This is a genomic window from Halonotius terrestris, from assembly GCF_006861665.1.
Taxonomy (GTDB): domain Archaea; phylum Halobacteriota; class Halobacteria; order Halobacteriales; family Haloferacaceae; genus Halonotius; species Halonotius terrestris.
On the sequence record NZ_RKLU01000002.1, the window covers coordinates 80,030 to 104,373 of the forward strand.

Annotated in this window: 23 protein-coding genes and 1 pseudogene; 8 read left to right on the plus strand and 16 right to left on the minus strand. The window is 64.1% G+C overall.

Features of this window, described 5'->3' with window-relative positions; translation table 11 throughout:
- The first annotated feature begins 123 nt into the window (after positions 1-123).
- Positions 124-519, plus strand: a complete 396-nt coding sequence (locus EGH24_RS03950; protein ID WP_185903227.1) for a pyridoxamine 5'-phosphate oxidase family protein — start codon at positions 124-126, stop codon at positions 517-519.
- A gap of 180 nt (positions 520-699) precedes the next feature.
- On the opposite strand, the gene EGH24_RS03955 is transcribed toward EGH24_RS03950, so the two are convergent.
- Together EGH24_RS03955 and psmB are read right to left on the minus strand one after the other, a co-directional pair.
- Positions 700-966, minus strand: coding sequence for a DUF2061 domain-containing protein (locus EGH24_RS03955; protein ID WP_321167809.1), 267 nt, complete (start codon positions 964-966; stop codon positions 700-702).
- Between the two features lie 113 nt (positions 967-1,079).
- Entirely contained in the window at positions 1,080-1,811 is a 732-nt protein-coding gene (psmB, locus tag EGH24_RS03960) for an archaeal proteasome endopeptidase complex subunit beta (protein WP_142978880.1), read from the minus strand.
- 119 nt (positions 1,812-1,930) lie between these two features.
- On the opposite strand from psmB, the gene EGH24_RS03965 reads away from it, so the two are divergent.
- Positions 1,931-2,413 (plus strand): cupin domain-containing protein, encoded by a 483-nt coding sequence (locus tag EGH24_RS03965; RefSeq protein WP_142979372.1) that lies wholly within the window; start codon positions 1,931-1,933, stop codon positions 2,411-2,413.
- A 22-nt stretch (positions 2,414-2,435) separates the two neighbouring features.
- Here the strand turns inward: EGH24_RS03965 and EGH24_RS15230 are convergent, their stop codons facing one another.
- Entirely contained in the window at positions 2,436-2,600 is a 165-nt protein-coding gene (locus EGH24_RS15230; protein WP_185903228.1) for a hypothetical protein, read from the minus strand.
- Positions 2,601-2,909: 309 nt separating this feature from the next.
- On the opposite strand from EGH24_RS15230, the gene EGH24_RS03970 reads away from it, so the two are divergent.
- A complete protein-coding gene (locus EGH24_RS03970; protein WP_142978881.1) occupies positions 2,910-3,278 on the plus strand; it encodes a DUF555 domain-containing protein in 369 nt (122 codons plus the stop codon).
- 97 nt (positions 3,279-3,375) lie between these two features.
- The gene (locus EGH24_RS03975; RefSeq protein WP_142978882.1) at positions 3,376-3,915 is read left to right on the plus strand and encodes a CBS domain-containing protein; all 540 of its coding nucleotides are present in this window, start codon (positions 3,376-3,378) and stop codon (positions 3,913-3,915) included.
- Between the two features lie 29 nt (positions 3,916-3,944).
- Here EGH24_RS03975 and EGH24_RS03980 read toward each other — a convergent pair whose 3' ends face one another.
- Together EGH24_RS03980 and rqcH are read right to left on the minus strand one after the other, a co-directional pair.
- Positions 3,945-5,114 (minus strand): DUF4013 domain-containing protein, encoded by a 1,170-nt coding sequence (locus EGH24_RS03980; protein WP_142978883.1) that lies wholly within the window; start codon positions 5,112-5,114, stop codon positions 3,945-3,947.
- Positions 5,115-5,182: 68 nt separating this feature from the next.
- Positions 5,183-7,324, minus strand: a complete 2,142-nt coding sequence (gene rqcH / locus EGH24_RS03985) for a ribosome rescue protein RqcH (protein ID WP_142978884.1) — start codon at positions 7,322-7,324, stop codon at positions 5,183-5,185.
- Positions 7,325-7,442: 118 nt separating this feature from the next.
- On the opposite strand from rqcH, the gene EGH24_RS03990 reads away from it, so the two are divergent.
- Positions 7,443-8,297 (plus strand): ZIP family metal transporter, encoded by an 855-nt coding sequence (locus EGH24_RS03990; protein ID WP_142978885.1) that lies wholly within the window; start codon positions 7,443-7,445, stop codon positions 8,295-8,297.
- A 75-nt stretch (positions 8,298-8,372) separates the two neighbouring features.
- Here the strand turns inward: EGH24_RS03990 and EGH24_RS03995 are convergent, their stop codons facing one another.
- The 4 genes from EGH24_RS03995 to EGH24_RS04010 form a co-directional block, all read right to left on the minus strand.
- The gene (locus tag EGH24_RS03995) at positions 8,373-8,642 is read right to left on the minus strand and encodes a hypothetical protein (protein ID WP_142978886.1); all 270 of its coding nucleotides are present in this window, start codon (positions 8,640-8,642) and stop codon (positions 8,373-8,375) included.
- Between the two features lie 120 nt (positions 8,643-8,762).
- Positions 8,763-11,054 carry an OB-fold nucleic acid binding domain-containing protein gene (locus tag EGH24_RS04000; RefSeq protein WP_142978887.1) on the minus strand — a complete coding sequence of 764 codons (2,292 nt, stop codon included), beginning with the start codon at positions 11,052-11,054 and terminating at the stop codon, positions 8,763-8,765.
- A gap of 111 nt (positions 11,055-11,165) precedes the next feature.
- Positions 11,166-11,783 (minus strand): YIP1 family protein, encoded by a 618-nt coding sequence (locus EGH24_RS04005; protein ID WP_142978888.1) that lies wholly within the window; start codon positions 11,781-11,783, stop codon positions 11,166-11,168.
- 64 nt (positions 11,784-11,847) lie between these two features.
- On the minus strand, positions 11,848-13,071 hold the full coding sequence (locus EGH24_RS04010; RefSeq protein ID WP_142978889.1) for an HD domain-containing protein: 1,224 nt from the start codon (positions 13,069-13,071) through the stop codon (positions 11,848-11,850).
- 166 nt (positions 13,072-13,237) lie between these two features.
- Here EGH24_RS04010 and EGH24_RS04015 point away from each other — a divergent pair, with 166 nt between their 5' ends.
- The gene (locus EGH24_RS04015) at positions 13,238-13,717 is read left to right on the plus strand and encodes a phosphate-starvation-inducible PsiE family protein (RefSeq protein WP_142978890.1); all 480 of its coding nucleotides are present in this window, start codon (positions 13,238-13,240) and stop codon (positions 13,715-13,717) included.
- A gap of 58 nt (positions 13,718-13,775) precedes the next feature.
- Positions 13,776-14,105: a hypothetical protein gene (locus EGH24_RS04020; protein ID WP_142978891.1), complete on the plus strand. Its 330-nt coding sequence runs from the start codon at positions 13,776-13,778 to the stop codon at positions 14,103-14,105.
- Between the two features lie 35 nt (positions 14,106-14,140).
- Here the strand turns inward: EGH24_RS04020 and EGH24_RS04025 are convergent, their stop codons facing one another.
- The 7 genes and pseudogenes from EGH24_RS04025 to thrS form a co-directional block, all read right to left on the minus strand.
- The gene (locus EGH24_RS04025; protein ID WP_142978892.1) at positions 14,141-15,949 is read right to left on the minus strand and encodes an acetyl-CoA carboxylase biotin carboxylase subunit; all 1,809 of its coding nucleotides are present in this window, start codon (positions 15,947-15,949) and stop codon (positions 14,141-14,143) included.
- Positions 15,950-16,040: 91 nt separating this feature from the next.
- A complete protein-coding gene (locus EGH24_RS04030; RefSeq protein WP_142978893.1) occupies positions 16,041-16,940 on the minus strand; it encodes a methyl-accepting chemotaxis protein in 900 nt (299 codons plus the stop codon).
- An 87-nt stretch (positions 16,941-17,027) separates the two neighbouring features.
- Positions 17,028-17,372, minus strand: a complete 345-nt coding sequence (locus tag EGH24_RS04035) for a hypothetical protein (RefSeq protein WP_246057886.1) — start codon at positions 17,370-17,372, stop codon at positions 17,028-17,030.
- Between the two features lie 6 nt (positions 17,373-17,378).
- Positions 17,379-18,923: pseudogene (locus tag EGH24_RS04040) on the minus strand (acyl-CoA carboxylase subunit beta).
- 110 nt (positions 18,924-19,033) lie between these two features.
- Positions 19,034-19,738 (minus strand): SDR family oxidoreductase, encoded by a 705-nt coding sequence (locus EGH24_RS04045; RefSeq protein ID WP_142978894.1) that lies wholly within the window; start codon positions 19,736-19,738, stop codon positions 19,034-19,036.
- A gap of 67 nt (positions 19,739-19,805) precedes the next feature.
- Positions 19,806-20,768 carry an NADPH:quinone reductase gene (locus EGH24_RS04050; protein ID WP_142978895.1) on the minus strand — a complete coding sequence of 321 codons (963 nt, stop codon included), beginning with the start codon at positions 20,766-20,768 and terminating at the stop codon, positions 19,806-19,808.
- Positions 20,769-20,836: 68 nt separating this feature from the next.
- On the minus strand, positions 20,837-22,768 hold the full coding sequence (gene thrS, locus EGH24_RS04055; RefSeq protein ID WP_142978896.1) for a threonine--tRNA ligase: 1,932 nt from the start codon (positions 22,766-22,768) through the stop codon (positions 20,837-20,839).
- Positions 22,769-22,935: 167 nt separating this feature from the next.
- Between thrS and lpdA the strand changes: the two genes are divergently transcribed.
- The gene (gene lpdA / locus EGH24_RS04060; RefSeq protein WP_142978897.1) at positions 22,936-24,336 is read left to right on the plus strand and encodes a dihydrolipoyl dehydrogenase; all 1,401 of its coding nucleotides are present in this window, start codon (positions 22,936-22,938) and stop codon (positions 24,334-24,336) included.
- Positions 24,337-24,344: the final 8 nt, after the last annotated feature.

A 24,344-nucleotide genomic window follows, 5' to 3' on the forward strand; every position in this document is an offset into this window, starting at 1 on the left:
GCGCAGACGGGATCGTTCCAAGCGATCCCCGAGATACCGTTCTAGGAAACGCTTGTATCGTTCGGAGCCCTTGTCTTACCTACCATGTCGAGTAATCAATACGCCCAGTTCAGCGGAGTTCCGATGAGTAGTAACGATATCGACGACCTGCTGACCTCCCAAGGATACGGGATTCTTTCCCTCTGTCGGGAGGGAACCCCGTACAGTATTCCGATCTCGTTTGGCTACGACGGGGAAGACATCTATTTCGGATTGCTTGAGGACGGGCCAGAGCCGACGAAGTTCGCGTTCATCGACGATGGTGCGACCGCTCGACTCCTCGTCACGGACATCCGTGGGCGATTCGATTGGCGGAGCATCGCTATTACCGGGCCTGTCGAGGAGCTGGACCCCGATGACCCCGACTGGGAGCATTTTATCGATACGTTAGCCGAGAATGCCTGGTTCATGCGGGCGTTCGAACACTCGGATGCTATCGAGTCGATTCAGGGGTGGAAGCTACAGACGGATGAACTCTAGGGGCTTGAACGAACAGAGGAAGTCTACGACTGATCCGCGTCCAACCACGCCGGGCCCCCTCGCCATGTCGCTCTCGGCTGTCTGGGGCTCCACAGAAGCTACCCTCTATCTCCTCCAGTAGCTTACGTCCCAATACGCCTGTGGGTTGCCGTCTCGCTGTTTTCATGCGAACAGCCTCGTTCACTCGCCCGGATTCACGCCCCACGAGATCCGATCCCAGAGCCGTTCGTACCCGTAGTACGTCCCCGTTTTGACGAGGTTGGCGACGAGACCGATACTGAGGGCTTCCCCCGTGTTGCCGGTGAACCAGAAGGCGACGGCGACGGTGATCACGATCATCAACGCGCGGTAGCCGAGCGTTTTGGCGAGCGCCCGCGACATCCGCTGGTGGGGTGCCTGTGTAAACATCCCCCGTCCAGCCTCCCGCAATCGGTCGAAGACGCTCATTACGTGCAACTGGCGACCACGCTCACTAAAGAATACGGCTCTCCTCGCTCTGTGAGCAACGAAAACCGGTGGCACCCGAGCCGAAGCGACCCTACAACGCGTCTCTGGAGTGCTTACAGCAACTGGTCGATGTCTTTGTACTTGCTGATGTCGACGCCGTCCTCGGTGACGACGGCGACGTTGATGCCGTTCCCCGACGCGAGGTCGCGTTCGACCGCGCTCTTGATGGCTTGGGCGGCGACGGATTCGGCTTCCTCCAGCGAGAGGTCCTCCTCGTAATGCTGTTCGAGCACGCCGAGGGCGAACTGACTCCCGGAGCCAGTGACCGTGTAGTTCTCCTCGGTTGTTCCACCGAGAGCGTCGATGGAGTAGATGTGGCTGCCCTCGTCGTCGACGCCGCCGAGGATCGGACTGACGATGAGGAACGCGCCCGACCGGAGGAAGTTGCCGGTCAGCGTCGAGAGGGCCTGCATGCTCATGTCCTCGCCGCGGCGGGCCTCGTAGAGCCGCACTTCGGCCTGCAGCGAGCTGATGAGGTTCTGGGCTGCCGAGACCGAGCCCGCGATCGTGAGCGCGCCCGTCGGATGGATCTCCTCGACCTTTTGGACGTCCTTGCTGGAGACCATGTTCCCCAGACTCGCTCGCATGTCAGTAGCGAGGACGACGCCGTCCTCGGTTTTGAGGCCGACTGTCGTCGTCCCCGTTTTCATGCCGGCCTCGTCAGCGGCGGCCTCGTCGCGCTGGCCCTCGCCGCTGAACTCGCCGAGTTCCGGGCCGAAGACGTTGCTGCTCTCGCCGTCCAGCTGACCCAACTCTCCCGCAAAACCGCTTGTCGGAGTTCGCATTACTTTCTGTTAGGCCGGCGCGCGGATAAATGCAACCATTCGGCCAACCCTCGCCGCGACCTGACTCCCTCGCCGCGACCCAGCGGAAGACATTCGTGACCGCCGACACAACGCCGCTTATGCGACGCGTCAACGCCGACGACATGGAGTGGACGACGATCACCAACGACGATACTGAGATCAAACGGAAGCATCTGGGCGAGGCTGCGGGTGGCGACCAACTCGGCTGTAGCCTCTATGAACTGCCGGCGGGCAAGCGGTCGTGGCCCTATCACTACCACACAGCCAACGAGGAGGCAATCTTCGTGGTGTCCGGTGAGGGGACGGTGCGGTGTGACGGCGAGGAAGCCGCCATCAGCGAGGGCGACTTTCTCGATTTCCCGGCCGACGCCTCAGGAGCCCATCGCGTCATCAACGACTCCGATGGGCCGCTTCGATACCTCGCGGTCTCGACGATGACCGAGCCCGATGTCACCGTCTATCCCGACTCCGAGAAGTTCGGCGTCTATGTCGGCTCGCCGCCCGGTGGCCGCGAGGAACGCGACTTAGAAGGGTACTACGAGCGGGACGCTAACGTCGACTACTGGCAGGACGAAAGCTAACGGCGAAAATCGTGGTGCTGAATCAGATCGACTCTTGGGTGGCGTCCATTTTGTCGAGCAGGGTCGCTACGGGAAGCTGCAGGCCGACACGCCGTGCGGCAAGCGCGACCGGCAGCAGGACGATCCCGAGCAGGACCGTCAGCTGATACAGCGCGAACGCAGTGAACCGTGAAACGGTTTGGATCATGTCCGTACTCAACCCCTCCCAATAGCCGTATATAAATCTTCGGAGGCTGAATACTGGCCGACACCGACGCTGTATTGCGGTTTCGCTACCCCTCCCTGATACGAGCCGAACTATCGGCAGTTGGCCGGTCACCCCACGTAAACCGCGTGACGAATCGGCCTGATTGCCATAACTTATGAGAAACCAATGGTGCTCTTGCGCCTATCTAAGCCGGTGCTTCACCACCGATCGAGCCGGCCCGTAGGCCCCGTCGCTGTCGCCGCCGGAACGAATCACAAGACACGAAACCCTCGGGCCCAAGGTAGCGGTATGAGCAACTATCTCGTCGCCATGGAAGCGGCTTGGTTGGTTCGTGANGTCGANGANGTCGACGACGCTATCGGCGTCGCNGTCAGCNNNGCNGGCAAGCGGNTNAACNAGCAGGACAAGGAGTACGTCGACGTCGAAGTCGGCGTCACCGGCTGTCCGGCCTGCGGCGAGCCCTTCGACTCGGCGTTTATCGCCGCCGACACCGCGCTGGTCGGCCTCCTGCTTGAGATCGACGTGTTCAACGCCGACAGCGTCGAACACGCCTCCCGGATCGCCAAAAGCGAGGTCGGCGGCGCGCTGCGTGACGTGCCGCTGACGGTTATCGACGTGATTGAGGAAGAAGACGCCGAGGAAGGGGCCGAAGCCTAATCGACCGAGCAGTGGCCTCCCTGCACCCGCTGTCCCGGCGGCGCGAGCGGCTGTCACCGACGAAAGCTTTTCAATAACTTGGGGTAATAGGCCTGGTATGGACCTGCCGACGCCACAGGATCTCAAGGAACGCCGCACCGCCTTAGAGCTCACCCAGAGTTCCCTCGCCGAGGCTGCCGGCGTCTCACAGCCGCTGATCGCCCGCATCGAGGGCGGCGATGTCGACCCGCGGCTCTCGACGCTCCGCCGGATCGTCAACGCATTAGACGAAGCCGAAGGCGAGGTCGTCCGCGCCGCCGACCTAATGCACGAAGAGGTCGTCAGCGTCGCCCCCGACGACGCGGTCGGCGACGCCGTCGAGACGATGAAAGCCGAAGCCTACTCGCAGTTGCCCGTGCTGCAGAGCGGCGTCCCGGTCGGCTCGATCAGCCAACATGACGTGATCCAAGCCGGCGAGGATGTCAGCAACCATCCGATCAGCGAGATCATGAGCGAGTCGTTCCCGACGGTCAGCGAGGACGCCACTGTCGATGAGATTCGGAACCTGCTTGAGCACTACAAGGCCGTGATGGTCACGCAGGGCGGCGAGACGGTCGGGATCATCACCGAGGCCGATATCGCTGCGCAGATCTCCTGAATCGTCGGCGTCGCTGCACCTGTGGTCGGCTACGCTTCTTCGACGACGCCCCATTCGAAGCCGTCGTCGTCGGTGTCGTCGTTGTTCTCCCGTTCGTTGCCCCCGTCGGTCTCTGTCTCATCGGCATCGATCTCTGTTTCGTCGGCGTCGATCTCTGTCTCCCGTGGCTGATCGTCGTCAGGCGTTGCTCCGTTCGTTGCCATCGCACCGTTTTCGATCCCGAACCGTCGAGAGTTGGGACGCGGCATCCCGGCCATGCCGAAGTCGATGGATCGCTGGTCGGCTCCGACAGCCTCCGAGTGTTGGCCCACGGTTCGGCCGACCTGCACCGCCGCCGCGACCTCCGGCGGTCGGCTTGGCTCCGTCTCGGGTTCGGGTATCACCTCATCGTTGTCGTCGTCGACCGCGGTCGTGTCGTCGATCGCCAGACTCGGGGCCGCGCCGCGGCCGGTCGCCCACGCCGCCGACATGCGCAGCGAAAACAGCAGCACGACCGCCAGCAGCAGCGTGAGCAACCCGCCGATAGCGGTCAGAACCGGATCGTACAGTCCCGCGAGCCCGGAGACGACGACCAGCGGCAGCAACAGCACTGGGCCGACGGTCAACAGCCCCATCGCCACCAGCCAGCCGCCGAGATACGAACCCGACAGCGAGAGCCGAAAGGTACGCCGCACGTTGAGGGCGGCTCGCGCCGAGCCGGTCGCCGCCAACACCGCGCGGGCGGCTCCGCGCAGGTAGAGATAGACGAGGCCGTAACACAGGGTGCCGAAGCCGCCGACGAGGATCGCGAGCGCGGCGATCGCCTGCAGCGCGCCCTCGAACCCCGGCGGATCGATAACGGTCGCCGCGCCGGCTCCGCCGGCAAGGCCGATGAAAACCGCCGCCGGCAGGAAATAGATCGCCGAGACAACGGCTGATTTCGCACCGTTGCGGAGGAGCGAGCCCCAGTGGACGAAGGAGGGAGCCGACGGATCGCCGTTGATGCCGCCGGCAACGACTTCGAGGAGGTAGCCGCGGACGACGAGGCTCAGGAGGAACACGACGGGCGTGACCGCGGCCCCGACTCGGGGAGCGACTGCCAGCAGGGCCGCCCAGCCGACGAGCGCAATCCACGTCACTCCCGTCAGCACCGAGCCGACGAGCAGCGTCCCCGTCGCGTCGGCTGCGCGGTAGGGCAGTCGGAGGGCCTCACTCAACATTGGTTACACGAAGACGCTCTCGGTTTTTATAACTGCGCGTCGCTGCGGCCGTGTCGGTGTCGCCGGTTTCACTCGATGATCTCGCTGCCGCCGGCCGGCAGGTGTTCCTGAATCAGATCAGGGCTGGCGACCGAGCGGACGAAGCTCTCGTCGGCGAAGCGACCCTTGAGTTCGCGGTAGCACCGTTTCGCCATGTCGTTTTGGGCGTACTTGCCGGGTTGGAGTTGGAGGTGTGCCGCAGCGGCGTCGGCGACTGCGGGCGTCGGGCCGCCGACGACGCGGGTTTGTGGTTCACACTGGATGCCGACCGCAAGGTCGACCGCGAGATCGTTGAAGTAGGTACGGTCGCCCCGGATGACGAAGCTGCCCTTTTCGATATACTCGCCGCTCTCAGGTGTTTTCGAGACCTGATCGGGTTCGACCATGTACACGTCGCCGGCGTGTTGGCCGGCTTTCCAGACTGAGGAGTGCGACACGGCGAACTGTGCGGCCTGTCGGAGCGTCTCCTCGGGGAAGTCGACTTCCTTGGCGGGTTCGCTCGGCCCAGTTGCCTTCAGGATCGTCACGGGGCCACCGTGGGCCTCGGCGTGGAAGAACCGGTCACCATTGCTCATGTATTTCTTCACTAAGGCCTCGTTTTGATCGGCGTTGCGCCCGCCGATGACGAGGAAGCCATCGGTCGTGTGGAACCACCGGAACCGTTCGTACCACCCCTCGTCGCGTTTGATCGGGATCGACGACCGCGCGAGCCAGTCGGTGTCGGCGAATTCGTCGTCCCCGTCGTCCGTATCCTCGTCCTCATCGCTGCTGCCGTCCTCGTTGTCGTCACCGTCGTCGGCTTCCCACGCGTCGCGGCGAGCCTTCACTGCCTCTAACTCTTTGCGGGTCTGCTCGATGGCCTCTTTCGCACCCTCCTTCTTCTCCTCGATGCGTTTGGCCTCCTGATAGAGCTGATCGGCGTTCTTTTCGACGCCGATGGTCGCATCGAGCGTCGCTCGCGTGCCGCCGATATCGATCGTGACCGTTCCTTCCGAGCCATCGACTTCAACGACGGCTTCGGCGGCTGGAAGGCCTGATTCGGCAGCCTCCTGTAGGGTATCGTTGATCTCGTCCCACGGGACGCCGTCCTCGCGGGCGTTTTGGATCGTCGTCAGGATCTCGTCGACGCGGTCGTACTGCTCGTAGAGGGCTTCGGCTTTGGCGCGCTCCTCGGCGGCCTGTTGCTCGAAGCCCTCGATGGCTCCCTCTTGCTGGTCGATAATGCGCTGCTGTTTGGCGATCTCGGCCTCGAAATCCGGTTTACCGTCGTTCGGATCGGAGCTATCGCTGTCGTCGTCGGAGCGGTCGAATCGATAGAAATAGTCGTCGACAGCCGCGGTGAAATCGTCGTAGTGCTCCTCGTCGAGGCCCGCGGCCTCGCGTTCGGCCAGGGGGAACGGCGTCACGTCGACCACGCGGTCGTCGTCGAGATAGATGCGCGGCTCGAAATCACCGGCGTCGACGCGGGTCGCCAACTCGTCGAGTGCGTCGTAGATGGCGCGGTACTCGTCCTCGGTGGCGTCCTCGATTTGGGTTTCTTTTTCGACGCCAGCGCGGGTACAGACTTCCTCGGCGTATAGCCCGCCGAGGTTGAGTTGGGTGGCCAGCGTGCGCACCACGTCGCTGGTCGAGTCGTCCATCTCGCGGACGAAGGCGTCGAAGCCGACCGACAGCGGGTCGATCCGGGAGTCGGGATACTCGTACTGGCTGCCGGGAGCGATGGTGCGGGATTTCAGCCGGACGGTCTGAAGGCTCTGGATGACTTCGCCGGTTTCGTCGAGGGCGGCGATGTTGCCCTCGCCGAAGAGTTCGACGACGAGCGTCGTGTTGGCGTCGGGGCGTTCGAACTCGAAGACGAGGATGCGGTCGAACTCGTATTGGGAGACACCGGCGAAATCCGCGCCGCCCAACCGATTGCGCAGCATCTTGGCGAAGTTCGGCGGCCGGCCGGGGGCGTCGGCGACGTGGTCGGGGTCGGCCATGTGGGCGCGTTTGACCTCGCCGACTTCGAGCATCAACTCGACCCGCCCGCGGTCGAAATCCCGCATTTTGAGCCGGAGGAGATCGTCGCCGTAGAGATACGCCTTGTCGACCTTCGCGCCCTCGTAGCGGCCCATCTCGGTGACGAGGGCGGCGAGGTCAATGCTTGAGAGCTCCCGCTTGGCGTTCATACGGATGCCTCACGACGACGGGAAAAAGGGGTGTCGTTGTGGTATGCAGTGGCCCTGCGGCCGCGGTGTTGCCGCGTTCGCCCCGCTTACTTATGCCCCTGCGGCGTAGTGGGCCCGTATGTCGGTTGCACTGAGCGAGGGGTTCGTCCGGTTGGTCGGCACGTCGCCAGTGATGCAAGCGTTCGTCGGTGGCGTCATCATCGCCACGCTGAACCTCGTCGGCGCGTCCCTCGTCTTGGTCTGGCGGAACCCCTCCGAGCGGGCGTTGGACGCGATGCTCGGCTTCGCGGCAGGCGTCATGCTCGCCGCGGCGTTTACGAGCCTCATCATTCCCGGCATCGAGCAGTACTCCGGCGGCAACCCGATCCCGACGCTGATCGGCGTCGGCCTCGGCGCGCTGTTTCTGGATCGCGCCGACGGCCTCGTTCCGCACGCCCACTACCTGCTAACGGGCGAACGGCGAACCGACGCCGCACACCCCGATGACACGCTGTCCGTCGATGATGAGAAACTGGCCGGCGTCGTACTGTTCATTCTGGCGATCACCCTCCACAACATGCCGGAGGGGTTGGCCGTCGGCGTCGGCTTCGGTGCCGCTGCGGGCGACCCGTCTCAGATCGGGAGCGCGCTGGCACTGATGCTCGCAATCGGCATCCAAAACGTCCCTGAAGGGTTAGCCGTCTCAGTGGCCGCGATCAACGCCGGCCTCGACCGCCGGCTCTACGCCGTTGTCGCCGGGATTCGGTCGGGCGTTATCGAGATCCCGCTGGCTGTCCTCGGTGCGGTCGCGGTGGCGACGATCGAGCCGCTTTTGCCCTACGCGATGGGGTTTGCCGCCGGCGCGATGCTGTTTGTCATCTCCGATGAGATAATTCCCGAGACCCACCGCAGCGGCCACGAGCGCGTGGCGACGCTCGGGCTCATGGCCGGCGTGATCATCATGCTGTATCTGGATATCGCGCTGGCTGGCTGAGTGGCTCTCGACGGCGGCTTCTTCTGAGGAACTGTCGAGCGGGGACAGCGAGACTGTGGCTGACGACCGATCTGATCAGTTAGCGACGAGCGGGGCGTCGACATCGCACTGATGTTCGACGGCCGTCACCTGCCAGCCCTTGCCGCGACAAGGGGCTTCTTCGACCGTGACAGTCACCTTGTCGCCGACGCTCAGTTTGTCGAGTTCTCTGCCGAGCTGCGGGGACGCGCAATCGACGATCTGGAGGGTCTCGTTGTCCCCAGACCGGAGGGTCATCGCCCCGTACCGGTTACGTTCGGTCGTGACAGTACCCGTTATTCGGCGTTCGGCCTGTGGGACCATCATGATTGTAAATTAACGTTATAGATAATAAATCCCTTTGTCAGCAAAATTTGGTAAGAGTCACGACTGTTTACTCGATTAGTTGTAAACGCTTGGCGCAAAACGAGCCGCGGGCAGCCGGATTCAGTCGAACTGTGCAGCGGCTGCGTCGAGGACGGCGTTGCGGGCTGCCTCGCGTCGCCCGGAGAGGAACTCGATGCGACCCTCGCGGATGCCGCGAGCGGTCACGTCGGCTTCGGGTGCGTTCTCGGCGGCGGCCTCCGCGACCGCGCGGATGTCGAGGTCGTCGGTGCTGCGGAGGTAGAGTTCGTCCATGCCAACGCCGACGGTGACGAACTGCTCGCCCTCCCGTTCGACGAAGTGGAGTTCGTCCAGCAGGAGGCTCGTCGGCGGGAAGTCGAAGCGGTGGGTGAACTGATCGGTGTCGAGAACGGCAATCCCGACGCCGTCGCGCTCCTGTCGGTCGAGGTTGGCTTGGGCTGTTTCCAGCTCGTCGTCGAGTTTTTCGCGGAACTGCTCGGCGATGTGGCCGGCCAGTCCGCCGGCGTCGTCGAAGAGCAGATCGGTAATCAGCTCGCGTTTGTCCTGATAGGACTGGTAGTACGCCTCAAGCGCGATCGCCTCACGGAGGTGTCGCACCTGCTCGGCGTCGTAGCCAGCCGCTTCGGCGGCTTCGGTGTAGGCTTCGGGCGTGTTCTCCCAGTAGCTGACCGCCGGAAGGTGTTGCATATCCTCGCTCACGTCGGGGTTGAGCGCGGCGGCGAGCGTCGCCGTCAGCGCGCCGATCGAGAGATCCGGTGCGTCGCCGGTGACGACCTGTTCGGCCACGTCGCTGACTTCGGGGTCGGCGGCGATGGCGTCGAGGACGACTCGCTCGGCACCGTAGACGCCGAGCAGGCCGAGGCCGTCGACGGAGTCGGCCGTCGAGCCCGCGCCGACGAAGCAGAACAGCGGCAGTTTCTCATCGTGGCGGTCTCGATCCTGCAGCATCTGCGTGGCGTCGTTGGTCGCGTCGTCCATGTCGTAGACCGCGTTCTCCAGCGGTCGGCGGACGATGTAGTGGTACTCGGCGTCCGAGCGGGCGTGTTCCTCACGAACGAGTGGCAACACGGCGCGCTCGATGGCCGCGCCGGCGACGTAGCCCGCGGCGGTCGCGGGATGCCGGATGACGACCGGCCGCGATTCCAGCACGGCGCGCCGAATCGCCTCGGCGACGTCCAGCAGTTCCTCGGACATCCCAGCGACGGTGTCGTGATCGCCGATGGGGTCGAGTTCGTCAGGGCGAGCGCGGTCGGTCAGCGCGTCGGCCAGCCGCTGGGCGACGGTCGCTCTCTCATCGCCCTCCAGTGCGAGGAGTGCCTCGGTTTCGACTTGGAGTTCGCCACGCCGCTGTTCGACCTCGCCGTCGAGCCGGACGATGTCGCCGACCTCGATGTCGGGGTAGGCACGGACGCCGGCTTCGACGAAGGCCGCACAGTCGATGACGCCGGTCTCGTCGCTGAGTTCGAAGACGGTCGGGCCGCCGGTCTGGCGGACGCTGACGATCTCGCCTTCGAGCCGGATTGACTCGCCGATCTGGTCGGAGAGGTCGTCGACGGTCGTTTCTGCGTACTCTGCATCTGATTCCGTTTCCGCGGCAACGTCGTCCTCGCCCTCGGTTTCGGCGTCGGCGTCTTCGCGTTCGGTAACGGCGACGGCACCCGCGCCGTTGGTTTCGGCCTCGGCGTCGGCGACAGCCGCGGTGTCGTCGGTGCTGGCTGGCTCTGTGTTGGCTGCTGTTTCTGTCTCAACCGCCGCTTCCGCATCGGGTTCCGCAGCAACTTCGCTCGCGTCGTCGTCAACTGCCGGTTCAGATTTTGCTTCGCTCTGTTCGGCCTCTTGCGCTTCCGCGTCGTCCGCCTCTGTGTCGTCGGCTTCGGTGTGATGCCCACCGGAGGTGTCGGTGTGGGTAACAGTGACCGAGCCGCCGTCAGTGTCGGCGGGTTCGGATGGTTCGGCGTCGCCGGCGTCCGTCTCGGCAGCGTCGTCGATTTCCTCGGGGAGTTTCTCCTCGTCGCCGTCGAGGATGATCTTCCCGCGGAACTCCCGGTCGGACTGGCGGATCGATTTGCCGAGGTCGATGTTGCCGTTGTCCCGCACGTTGTTGACGCGGACACAGACGGTATCGCCCGGCTCCCAATCGAGGCTATCGAGGCGGCGGTCCAACTCGCTGCGGTGGAGCAGGCCGGTCACGCCGGGGGCGATGTCGATGAAGACGCCGAAATCGGCGTAGCCGTCGACGGTGCCTTGGTAGAATCGCTCGGGGACAAGCTGCGATGCGCGGTCGCCGCGGAACTCGAAAATGACGTCCTCCTGGTGGCTATCACATACGTAGCCGTTGTCGACAGGAGTGCTACAGATGATACACGAACCCATTTGCTATCAGAATAGGGAGCCTCCCTTTAACGGTTGTCGAAACGTCGTCGCCAGCGTGCCTCCTCATGGTCGATGGTCGTTAACGACCCGTGTGAGTACCTAAAAACCCGCTTAGAGCCCGACCGCGGCGGCGACCGACTGCAGTGCCCACACGCCGCCGTAGGCGACGCCGAAGACGAGCCCCGCGGGCACTGCTCCCGCTACCGCCGCTCGCAGCAGCGACGTTTCATGGACGACTGCGAGACCGAAAATCAGCAACCCGGCACCGTAGAGCGCGCAGGCTGCCGCGAGCGTGGGAAACGGCAGCCACGCCAGCGCGCAGGGCGCGGTCGCATAGCCCACCACTTGCACCGTCTCGCTGACGCCAGCGCGATCCTTCACTGTCAGCATCAACAACACGGTCTGGATGGCGGCCGTCAGGTGCAACCCGGCGGGTGCGGCGACGACGGCCGTCACGAGGACGACCAACACCATCGTCAGCGCGGGACTCCCGCCGAGGATCGGCACGAGCGACGTGTCAAGGATCGTCTCGGGCTGGACCGCCAGCAGGCCGACGACGTAGCTCACGGCGACGACGACGGCGAAGGCGAGACCGGGGGCCTGATCGCCGGGCGCGACGCCGTTCGTGAAGAACCGCCGCGGCCGAACGAGCACCTCGGCCCACGCGCGAGCGATGCCGACCGGCCCGCGGCTGCGACCGCCCTCCGGCGTTTCAACCCATGTAGTCACACCTGACCGTAGGGGCTGGAAGCGGTATGATAGTTACTAGTCGGCGTCGCTGGGTCGCGCTCTCTCACTCGAACTCGTCTAGCGTCGCGTGCAGTCCTTGCCGGGATTCAGTCACGAGCCCGCCGGGGATTTCGAGGCCCAACTCCTCGGCAGCGAGTCGGCCGACGCGCTCGGCGGCCGACGGCGTGGTGTAGACCCCGAGTCGCCACTGGCCGCGCTGGGCGGTTCGGAGCGCACTCACCAGCGGCGACTGCGCGCCGAGATTCCGGATCTCGCCGTTGACGACGACGCGGGTCGAGGACTCCCGCATCGAGGGTTTTTCGGGAATCTCGATAATCACGTTCGTCTCGGGCACGTCGGCCCGGTCGGCGATCGTCGCCTCTAACTCCCGGATCTCGTCGTGGTCGTAATCGAGCAGGTCATCGGGGACGTGCTGGAGTTCCGCCCAGACAGCGCGTTTGAACAGCCGACGGTCGTCGTACCTCTCGGCGAAGGCTTCGGTCGCGGGCGTCGTCCGGAGCGCGACCAGCAGGTCGTGATCGTCCATCCGACGCAACTCGTGAGCGTCGAGTTCGGTCGTCGCCAACAGCCGCTCGCTGGCCCGCCGGAGCATCGCTTTGCTGATGCGGGCGACGGGATGCATGTAGACGGTCGGGTTCATCAGCGCGCGGGCGAGCAGCAGGCTCTCAGCGGTCTGGACGTTGCCCTCCGCGAGTACCAATTCGCCGTCGACGAACGTGAGTTCCCGAAGCAGTCGCTCGGTGTCGATGGTGCCGTAGGGAACGCCGGTGTGGTGGGCGTCNCGNACNAGGTAATCCATCCGGTCGACGTCGAGNTCGCCGGAGACGAGTTGGCCGAACTGGCCNTCGCCGGCGACGAGGCCGGCGATGTGGGCAGGGTCGAGGTCGTGCTCGCGGAGGATCTCGCCGACCTCCCCCGAATCGAGGAGTTCGGCCACGTCGTCGTGGTATTTTCCAGTCTTGCGGTAGGTGAGTTCCTCGATGTTGTGACTGAACGGGCCGTGGCCGACATCGTGCAGCAAGGCGGCCGCCCGGATGCGCTCGGCCTCTCGACCCTCGATCCCGAGTTCGGCGAGCGCGCGGTCGGCGAGGTGGTAGACGCCGAGGCTGTGTTCGAATCGGGTGTGATTCGAGGCGGGGTAGACGAGTTGGACCGTCCCGAGTTGGCTGATGTGGCGGAGCCGCTGGACGGTCGGCGTATCGAGGAGGGCTTCGGCGACACCGGTGATCTCGATATGGTCGTGCACGCTGTCCTTGATGGTGGCCATGGGCCGCGTTTCGCAGCCAGCCACAAAACCGTTGCCGGCCCTGTCGGCAGCGGGAATCGCACTCGTTCGTGACGTTCTCGTCGGCAACGTTGCTGAGTATCCGTCGGCATCGTCTGATTAGTGGCACCTGACGGCCATTAATGAGGCTTGAGTCCGTTTGATTCGTATGGACGACGAGGAGACCGACCCTGTCGGCGGCTCGCTCCCGCCGGCGACCTCCATCGATGAGCGGGTGTTGGGCTACAGCGAGGAGTTGATCCGCTACATCGAGGTGATAGCCGCGCTCGTGTTGGTCGTCCTCTTCGGCATCGGCGTCTTCGATCTCGGATTGCAGATCTTCGGGACTGCGGTCTCCGGCACCATCACTGATCCGCTCGTCGTCGTCGGCTTCATCGATACCGCGCTGCTGTTGTTCATCATCGTCGAGGTCTACCAGACCGTTGTCGCCTACACGCGGGAGAGCGAAACCCGACGGATCGTCCGGTTGGTCATCTACACCGGCGTGATTGCGATGGTCCGGAAAGCGATTATTTTCCGGACCGGCGAGTACGCCGACGAGACTGCGGCCCTGATGGCTGCCGGTGCCTACACGCTCATTATCCTCGGGCTGGCGGTATTGCTTCTCGTCGAACGGAACACACGGTAAGCTGCGGTGCGGCTGTTGTCGGCCACAGCGTTATCCCGCTCACGACCCTCAGGAACGTATGGCCGACACGAAACAGGGACGCGACAAGCAGGCCCACGACGAAGCCAAACGCCAGCGCGAACGCGACCTGAAAGAGGCCCGCAGGCGCGGCGATGAGGACGAACCCGACCACGCGGCCGACGGACCGGCGACGTGTTACCGCCGCAACTGCAGCGAGCCAGCGGCGTTCGTCGTCCTCGAACGCTATCAGGAGGAAGGCGGCCACGGAGCGGTTGAAGCACGAGTCGAGCTGTGTCAGTCCCACACTGCAGAAGAGAGTCCGGTCAATCTCGACGCCGTCTATGACGACTACGTATTCCGCGTCGAGCCGATTTCCGACGACGAGTAAGCCACTCGGCCGCGCTGCCTGCCGCAACAACGGGTCTATTCCAGCACGACCAACACGTCGCCCATATCGACGCTGTCGCCTTCGGCGATCCGGATATCGGTGACGGTGCCGCCGCGTTCGGTGACAACGTCGTTTTCCATCTTCATCGCCTCCAGCACGCAGACCACGTCGCCGGCGGCGATCTCGTCGCCCTCCTCGATATCGACTGAGAGGATCGTCCCCTGCATCTCGGCGGTGACGGTGTCGCCACCCTCGACGCTGCCGCCGCCGTCGTCGCCCTCGCTTTCGGCTTGCGGCGGTCGATCCATCCCGCCGCCGCTGTCGGCATCGATGGCTCCCACGTCGATCGCCGGCGCGCCGTGTTCTTCGAGGTTCACGTCGAAGCGTTTGCCGTTGACCTCGACGGTGAACTCGCGTTCGGTCGTCTCCTCGTCGTCCTCATCACTCTCATCGGCGTCGCCGGTGTCGCTCGCGCCCCATTGAGAGACGGCCTCTTCGATCCGGTCGTGATCGAGTTCCTCGTCGAGGTATTTGGTTGTGTGCTCACTATTCGAAAAGGCCTCGTCAGTCAGCATGAGGCGGTGGAACGGGATGATCGTCTGGATGCCCTCAATATCGAACTCCGCGAGTGCGCGCTCCGAGCGGGTGAGACACTCCTCGCGGTCGCCGGCCGCAACGATCAGTTTGGCGATCATCGAGTCGTAGTCGCCGCCGATCTCGTCGCCCTGCCGGACGGCGTCGTCGATGCGGACGCCGATCCCGCCCGCCGGATCGTACGTATTGAGCGTCCCGGTCGCGGGCTCGAACTCCGCGGCGGCGTTCTCGGCGTTGATTCGGAACTCCATGGCGTGGCCGTCGAACTCGATATCGTCCTGTGCGAAGTCGATCTCCTCGCCGGCGGCAACCCGGAGNTGCCANTTNACGATGTCGATGNCNGTNANCTCCTCGGTGACGGTGTGTTCNACCTGAATCCGGGTGTTGACCTCCATGAAGTAGAACTCGCCGTCCTCGACGAGGAACTCGACGGTCCCGGCGTTGGTGTAGCCCGCCGCGTCGACGCCGCGTTTGGCGGCCGCGCCGATCTCTTCCCGTAGCTTTTCGTCGAGAATTGATGAGGGGGCTTCCTCGATGACCTTCTGGTGGCGACGTTGCAGTGAGCAGTCCCGTTCGCCGAGATGCCGGACGTTGCCGTGTTCGTCGGCGAGGATCTGTACCTCAATGTGGTGGGGGGCTTCCAGATATTTCTCGACGTAGACGGAGCTGTTGTCGAAATAGGCCTCGCCCTCGCGTTGGGCGGTTTCGAACTGCTCTTCGACTTCGTCCTCGCTGTGGACGACTTTCAGCCCGCGGCCGCCGCCGCCACCTTCGGCTTTGATGGCGACGGGGTAGCCGAACTCGTCGGCGACTTCGGTGATCTCTTCGACCGAGGAGACGGGTTCGGTCGTGCCCGGGACGACCGGCACGTCGGCTTCCTGCATGAGCGCGCGGGCGTTGGTTTTCTCACCGAGCGACGCCATCGCTTGGGGTTCGGGGCCGATCCAGACGAAGCCGCTGTCGACGACGTTTTGGGCGAATTCGGCGTTTTCGGCGAGAAACCCGTAGCCCGGATGGATCGCGTCNGCGNCGGCNTTCNNNGCGGCNTCGANGACGGCNTCNTGNTCGAGATAGGAGTCGGCGGCGCGGGCGGGGCCGACGTTGTACGCCTCGTCGGCGTAGCGGACGTGCCCGCCGTGTTTGTCNGCCTCGCTGTAGACNGCNACGGTNCNGANNCCNANNTCCTCGCAGGCGCGCATCACNCGGACNGCGATCTCACCGCGGTTGGCAACCAGAACCTTCCTGAACATTCTTGGCCCCCATTTGACCGAACGGTTACGTGATTCTATCGGTCGATCACGAGCGGACTGTCAGCGAAAAGAGACGACAGCTCCGAGCCGCCTACCGCATCCGGTCGAGTTGGCTGATCTGCTCGTCGACGAGGTCGCTGATTTCCTCGGTCGCGCTGTCGATAGCGTCGGCGTTCTCGGCGGTTTCGTCGATCATCGAGGCAACAGTACTCGCGCTTTGGGCCTGCTGGTCGGTCGCGGCGGCGACCTCGTCAACACCCGCAGAAACCTCGCCGACGGCGTCGGTGATCTCGTTGAGACTCGATTTCGCCTTGTTGGCCCGGTTCATGCCGGTTTCGACCTCTTCGACGCTGGATTCCAGCGTGTCGACCGCGCCGGCGGCGTCCTCGGTGATCCGCTGGACGGTGCTGTCGATGTCCTCGGCCTGCTCGCGGGACTCTTGGGCGAGGGACTTGATCTCGTCGGCAACGACCGCGAACCCTTCGCCCTCCTCGCCGACGCGGGCGGCCTCGATCGAGGCATTCAGCGCGAGCAGGTTCGTCTGGTCGGCGATCTCGTCGATCACGTCGGCGAGTGCGGTAATCTCCTCGACGCCCTCTCGGATCGTCCGGATCTCGTCGACGGCCTCCTCGGTGGCTTCCTGAATCTCGTTCATCGCCTCGACGACCTCGCGGGTCGCTTCCTCGCCCTCTTGGGCGCGGTCGTCGGCCTCTTCGGCGGCCGAAGCGACCTCTTCGGAGGATGAGGCGATCTCTTGGACGGCTGCACTCAGATCGGAGACTTCCGCGGAGACCTCCCGCATGTTGTTGGACTGCTTGTGCGCTCGTTCGGCGATGTCATCGATCCCATCAGCGATCTGTTCGGATGCCGTGTAGACCTCCGCCAGCGTGTCGCCGCTGCCACCACCGACCGGTGCCGAACCTGAACCGTTCGTCGACTCCCCGAACTCGAACTCCCCCTCCGCATCGATATCGGGCTGATTAGCTGTCATTGATGAGTCCTAGAGAGGCAAGGTAATATAATTCGGGTTTACAGTATCAAACCTGATAGGTACCCGGACACGCGGCCGCGCTGACCGTCAGAATCGATCCGACCGATCCGACGCCGTCCACGCGTCCGCCGGCGTCGATGCCGGCGGTCGGTTCGCTCTGACGCCGAGCCCCGACAGCCGGCCGGCGAACCGCCACGACCGCTGGCTCGCCGCCTCGCCACCGGCGTCGGCTGCGGCCGCTGCAGCTGCGGCGGCTGCCGCTTGGCTTCCGAGATGGGCACCGATCGCGGCGGCGATCGCAGCGGCTTCCTCGTTGCTCGCGTCAGCCAAGCCGTCGATAGCGTCGGCGTCGATGGCGACGGCTCCGGTGTCGTCGCTGGCGTTGCCATCGCCGGTGGCGTCATCTGTGGCGTCGTTGGATTCGTCAGTCATCGCCGGTCAGATCGGGATGTTCCCGTGTTTCTTCGAGGGCTTGTCCTCGCGTTTCGACAGCAACATTTCGAGGTCGTCGATCAGCCGCTGGCGAGTTTCGGCCGGTTCGANCACNTCGTCGANGAAGCCGCGNTCNGCNGCCGTGTANGGGTTNGCGAACNCNTCGCGGTACTCGTCGATGAGNTNCTGNCGNCGNGCCTCNNNNTCGTCGGCGNCGNCGAGNTCCTCNNNNTAGAGNANGTTGACNGCGCCNTTCGGNCCCATNACGGCGATCTCGGCGGTCGGCCACGCGTAGTTNACGTCGNCNNCNANNTGNTTCGANGCCATNACGNNGTAGGCNCCGCCGTANGCCTTCCGCGTGATGACNGTCANNAGCGGGACGGTCGCCTCGGNGNANGCNTACAGCAGNTTCGCGCCGTGNNNGATGATNCCGCCGTGCTCNTGNTCNNTNCCGGGCATGAAGCCAGGCACGTCTTCGAAGGTGACGATCGGGATATTGAACGCATCGCAGAATCGGACGAAGCGCGCGCCCTTCTCGCTGGATTCGATATCGAGGGTGCCGGCGTTGACGCGGGGTTGGTTGGCGACGATGCCGACCGACCGGCCATCGAGACGGGCGAAGCCGACGACGAGGTTCTTCGCAAAGCTCTCATGCACTTCGAAGAAGGAGCCCTCGTCAACGACTTCATCGACGACTGCGGTCGCATCGTAGGGTTTCTTCGGTGCGTCGGGAACGATTTCGCCCGCGGCGGTGGTGTCGCGCTCGGGGTCGTCCCACGGATCGACGCGCGGCGGATCTTCGACATTGTTCTGCGGCAGGTAGGAAAGCAGGCGGGCGATATTGTCGAGGGCTTCTTCCTCGCTGTCCTCGGCGAAGTGGGCCGCGCCCGACGTGGAGGCGTGGGTGACCGCGCCACCGAGTTCTTCGAAGCTGACCTCCTCGCCGGTGACGGTTTTGACCACGTCGGGGCCGGTGATGAACATGTGGCTGGTATCTTTCACCATGAAGACGAAGTCGGTGATCGCCGGCGAGTAGACCGCGCCGCCGGCACACGGGCCGAAGATGCCTGAGATCTGGGGGATGACGCCGCTGGCGTCAACGTTGCGCTGGAAGATCTCGCCGAACCCGCCGAGGGAGCCGACGCCCTCCTGAATCCGCGCGCCGGCGGAGTCGTTGAGTCCGACGACCGGCGCGCCGACCTCCATCGCCTTGTCCATCACCTTACAGATTTTTTCCGCAAACACCTCGCCCAGCGAGCCACCGAAGACAGTAAAATCGTGAGCGAAAACGAAGACCGTCCGGCCGTTGACCTCGCCGTACCCCGTCACGACGCCGTCGGTCAGGAGCTGTTGTTCCTCCATCCCGAAGGTGTGGTTCCGGTGGGTGCGGAACTGGTCGAACTCGTGGAAGGTGTCGTCGTCGAGGAAGTACTCGATCCGCTCGCGGGCGGTCTTTTTGCCCTTGTCGTGTTGTTTGGCGATGCGCTCCTCGCCGCCGCCCTGTTGGGCCTCCGCGCGCTTCTCGCGCAACTCCTCGATGCGGTCGTCCATCGTCACTGCGGACCACCCGAATTCATTGCTCGAAGGGTTGGCCAGCGGCATCAAAAGGATTCCGACAATGCGAAACCCCGCTCTCGACAGTCGTCGAATTCGCGCCCTGTTCAGGCTTCACCGTAGACCGGCACCGCCGCGCCGCTGGTGACCGAGGCCGCATCCGAACAGAGGAACTGCATCACTTCGGCCACGTCTGCGGGATCGACCCATTCGTCTTTCGGCGTCATCATCTCGCGGTTCATCGGCGTATCCAGCACGCTCGGCATGACGCAGTTCGCCCGGACGGTTCCGAGGTTTTCTTCAGCAATCGTCTCCGTCAGAATCCGCACGCTGGCCTTCGTCGAGCGGTAAATTCCGTCACCCTCGCCGCCCTCCAAGCCGGATCGCGCCGAGACGCTGACGATGGAACCCTCGCTGTCCTGCAAGTGCGGCAGGGCGTGTTTCGAGGCGAGGAACATCGTCTTGAGATTCACGGCGAACAGCATGTCGAACTGGCTTTCGTCGGTCTCCTCGATGGGATCGCCGCCGCGCCACGTGCCGGCGATATTGAGCAAGAAATCGATTCCGCTGTGGTCGTCGGCGATGGCCTCCATCGTCTCGCGTACCGCGTCCTCGTCGGTGAAGTCGGCCTGATAGAAGTCGATGTTTTCCCGTGGATCGAGGAGCGCGTCGTCGTCCTCGATATCAACGATATCGCAGGCGGCGACGGTTGCGCCTGCGTCGGCGAAGCTTTCGGCGACCGCGCTGCCGAGCGCGCCACAGGCACCGGTGACGACGGCGACACGATCCGTGAAATCGAATTCGACTGTCATACTCGCTATGTCGGCAGCGAGGAATATAAATCGATGCCAGCAGCCGGCGACGCGAAACGTGTCCCGATTACGGCGTGATGACCAACTTTCCGAGAAAACTCTCTTCGAGGACGGCCCGCTGGGCCTCGATCGCACCGTCGAGGTCGTAGCTCGTCGCGATTCGAATGTCGAGGTCGCCGCTCGCCAGCAGCGAGGCCACCTTCGACAGCGGTTCCCGCAGATCGGGCGTGTTGAACATGCTCATCAGCGTCAGTTGCAGGTCCTTCCCGCGAGCGGCCGAGGACTGGCTGAAGCCGACCGACTGCTCCTTTTCGCCGATGCCGACGATCCGGCAGCCGGTGGCGGCCACGTCGGCGTCGAACTGGAGATACTCATGCATGCGGTGATCGAGAATCACATCGACGCCGCCGTCACTGGCGTCCAGGACTGCGTCGGCGAGGTCGTCGCGGCGGTAGTCGAAGACGACATCCGCGCCGAGATCGGTGAGCTCGTCGTGGAACTGCGGTCTGGCGGTCGTGATGACCTGTGCGCCAGCGGCGGCCGCCAGTTGGACGGCTGCGTGGCCGACGCCGCCCGACCCGCCGTGGATCAGACAACGGTCGCCGAGCTGGAGGTCGGCGTGATCGATCAGCGCGCGCCACGCCGTGACAGCGGCGACGCCCGCCGCGCCAGCGTCGACGGTGTCAACGCCCTCGGGGAGGTTGACGAGTCGATCCTCGGGAATCGCGGCGTACTCGGCGTAGCCGCCGTAGTGGTCCTTGCCGATGCCGGTGGCGATAACTGCGTCGCCCTTCTTGAACCCGGCTACGTCGTCGCCGACGGCAACGACTTCACCAGCGGCGTCGATGCCGGGGATCATCGGCAGCGTGAACGGCTCGTAGGACCCCTCCCGAAAGTAGGTGTCCACCGGGTTGACCGCCGCGCCGTGGACCTCGATCAGTACCTCGTCGCTGGCGGGTTCTGGCTGCTCTATCTCGTCTACCTGCAGAACGTCGGTACCTCCGTGGCTGTGGAATCTGACGGCGCGCATACTCGAAGACAGGGCCGGCAGGCGAATAAACACGGCGGCGCGAGCGGATCGGCTGAACCGCGACTCGCTCAGTCGAGGAAGTCCGGCTCTTCGCGTTTCTCAGTTCGCTCGGTTTCGAGGTGATCGATGAATGAATCGAGTTCCACGTCCTGCTGTTCGCGCTCCTGGCGGTCCCGAACCGAGACGGTCCCGGCTTCGGCTTCGTCGCTGCCGACGATGAGCATGTAGGGGACGCGGTCGTCCTGTGCCTCGCGGATTTTTCGGCCGAGCGTCCACGAGCGGTCTTCGATATCGACGCGGAAGTCCGCGTCTTCGAGATCGTTTTTCAGGCGATGAGCGTAGCCGAGTTCGTCGTCGCTGATCGGCAGGATACGGACCTGTTCGGGCGCGAGCCACAACGGGAACTTCCCGTCGTAGTGCTCGATGAGCACCATGAAGAACCGCTCGAAACTGCCGTAGAGCGCGCGGTGGATCATCACCGGCCTATGGTCCTCGTTGTCCTCGCCGGTGTAGGTGAGGTCGAACCGCTCGGGCATGTTGAAGTCGAGTTGGACTGTCGGCCCATCCCATTTGCGGCCCAGCGCGTCGGTGAAGGCGAAGTCGATCTTCGGGCCGTAGAAGGCTCCGTCGCCGGCTTCGAGGTCGTACTCCATCTTGGAGTTTTCGAGGACGGATTCGAGTTGGGATTCGGCCTTTTCCCAGATTTCGTCGCTGCCGACGGACTTGTCGGGCCGGGTGGCGAGTTGGACCTCGTAGTCGAGATCGAAGGTGTCGAGCACCTCGTAGATCATCTCCATGATGTCGTCGACCTCGCGTTCGATCTGGTCAGGTCGGACGAAGAGGTGGCCGTCGTCGATGGTGAACGCCCAGACACGGGAGAGGCCGGAGAGTTCGCCGCGCTGCTCCTTGCGGTAGACCTTGCCGTTCTCGGCGTAGCGGACGGGCAGATCGCGGTAGCTCCAGGAGTTCTGCTCGAAAATGGTCGCGTGGCCGGGGCAGTTCATCGGTTTGAGGCCGTACTCCTCGTCGTTCACGTCGAGCAGGAACATGTCATCGACGTAGTTGTCGTAGTGCCCCGACTGCTTCCAGAGTTCGGTGCGGAAGAGATGCGGCGTCTCGACGTAGTCGTAGCCGTACTCCTCGTTCATCGACTCGCCGTACTCCTCAAGCTCTTTGAGGATGGTTTTGCCGTTCGGGTGATACAGCGGCAGGCCGGGGCCGGTGACCGTCGGAATCGAAAAGAGGTCGAGTTCCTGGCCGAGTTTGCGGTGATCGCGCTCTTTGGCCTCCTCGCGCATGGTGAGGAACTCCTCGAGATCGGACTCGCTCTCGAAAGCGGTGCCGTGAACGCGGGTGAGAGTGTCGTTGTCCTCGTCGCCGCGCCAGTACGACGAGGAAATGTTGAGGAGTCTGAACGCGCCGATCTCGCCGGTTGATTCGACGTGTGGGCCCTTACAGAGGTCCTCGAATTCGGCCTGTTCGTAGAACGAGATTTGCTCGTCGTCGCCGGCTTCGGCTTCCAGAATATCGAGTTTGTACTCGTTGTCGCCCTCGTACTTGGCGACCGCCTCGTCGCGGTCGTAGACGACACGTTCGATGTCGTAGTCGGCTTCGACGATCTCGTCCATCTCGTCTTCGATCTCCCGGAGGTCGTCCTCGTCGAGATCGACGCCCGTGATATCGTAGTAGAAGCCCTCCTCGGTCCACGGACCGATGGTGAGTTTGGCGTCGTCGTACAGTCGCAGCAGGGCTTGGGCGAAGACGTGGGCGGCGGAGTGCCGCAGGACATCGAGGTATTCGTCGCTCTGGTCGGTGACGATCTCGATGCGGTCGCCGTCGGAAACGGGGGTCGCTTTGTCGACCAGTTCGCCTTCGATCTTGCCGGCGACGGTGTCGTCGCCGAGGCCAGGGCCGATCTCGTAGGCCACGTCCTCGACGGTCGCGCCCTCGGGCACGCCCAGTTCGGAGCCGTCCGGGAGGACGACAGCGATATCGCTCATGAATTTGGGAAACCGTCAGCCGCGGATAAGTGTTGTTGGATGCGGTCGCGGCCGCGCACAGACGCCGCTCTCGGTCAGTTCGCGCCGTCAAAACGACGGGTGCCACGACACATCGAGCTGTCGCTCGTGACAAACTACTATCCCGATACGGCTCGATAGTGTGAGCTATGCCAACACAGACCGACCTCGCTGTGATCGGTGCTGGTCCCGGCGGCTACACCGCAGCCATCCGCGGCGCGCAGAAGGGTCTCGATGTCGTCCTCGTCGAACGCGAGACCGTCGGCGGCGTCTGTCTCAATCACGGCTGTATCCCCGCGAAGGCGTTGATCCACGCCGCCAGCTTCCAGAAAGATATCGACCACTGGAACGCCCTCGGCATCGAGACCGGCCCCGTCGATGTCGATTTCGACGCCATCCAAGACTGGAAGGACAGCGTGATCGACACACTCGACCAGCAGGTCCTCGATAGCCTCGACCACCACGGCGTCGAGTTGATCGAGGGCACCGCCCGCTTTGCCGATTCGACGACATTGCACATTGATAGCGACGACGCCGACACCCTCACTGTCGACTTCGACACGGCGATCATCGCCACCGGCTCCCAGCCCATCGAGATCCCCGGCCTCGAATACGACCAGGAGGGCGTCATCTCCTCCCGCGAGATCCTCCAGGTTGACAAAGTGCCTGACGAGATCGTCGTCGTTGGCGGTGGGTATATCGGCATGGAAGCAGTGACGAAATTCTCGAAGTTCGGCTCTCGCGTCAAAATCGTCGAAGCCCTCGACCGCGTGCTTTCTGAGTTCGAGCCAGAGATCGTCGACTCGATCCAAGAGACCAGCGAGATGTACAGCGACGACATCTACACGTCGACATTTGCCCAAGGCGTCGAGTACGACGACGGGCGGCCCGTCCTCGTCGCCGAGCAGGATGGTGAAGAAATCCGGCTGTCGGGTGACTACATCGTCGTCGCTGCCGGCCGGGAGCCGAACTCGGCGTACGAGCGGCTGGATCTCGATACGACCGACGTCGCGCTGAGCGACGACGGCTTCATCGCGGTCGACGATCAGCTTCGGACGGCTGACGACAACATCCTCGCAATCGGCGACGCCGCAGGGCCGCCGTATCTCGCCCACATCGCCGCTCACGAGGGGAAGGCCGCCGCCGCGGCGGCCGCCGGCGAGGACGCCGAATTCGACACCGAGTACATGCCGACAGTGATGTACACCGACCCGGAGGTCGCCACTGTCGGCCTTTCGGAGACCGAGGCGACCGAAGAGTACGACGACGTGCTGGTCGGCCGCGTCTCGATGGCGACCTCGGGCCGCGCGCTGACGACCGACAAAACGTCGGGCTATCTCAAGGTGATCGCCGATAGCGACGAGCAACTGCTGGGCGTCCGGATTGTCGGCGCACGCGCGTCGGATACGATTGCCGAGGCGACCCTGGCGCTGGAAATGGGCGCTTCCCTCGACGATATCGCCACTACGATGCACGCCCATCCGACGTTCCCGGACACCCTCGTCGAGGCCGCCGAGGCGGCACGGGGCGAGGCGATCCACTCCGTCTGAGCCGGGAT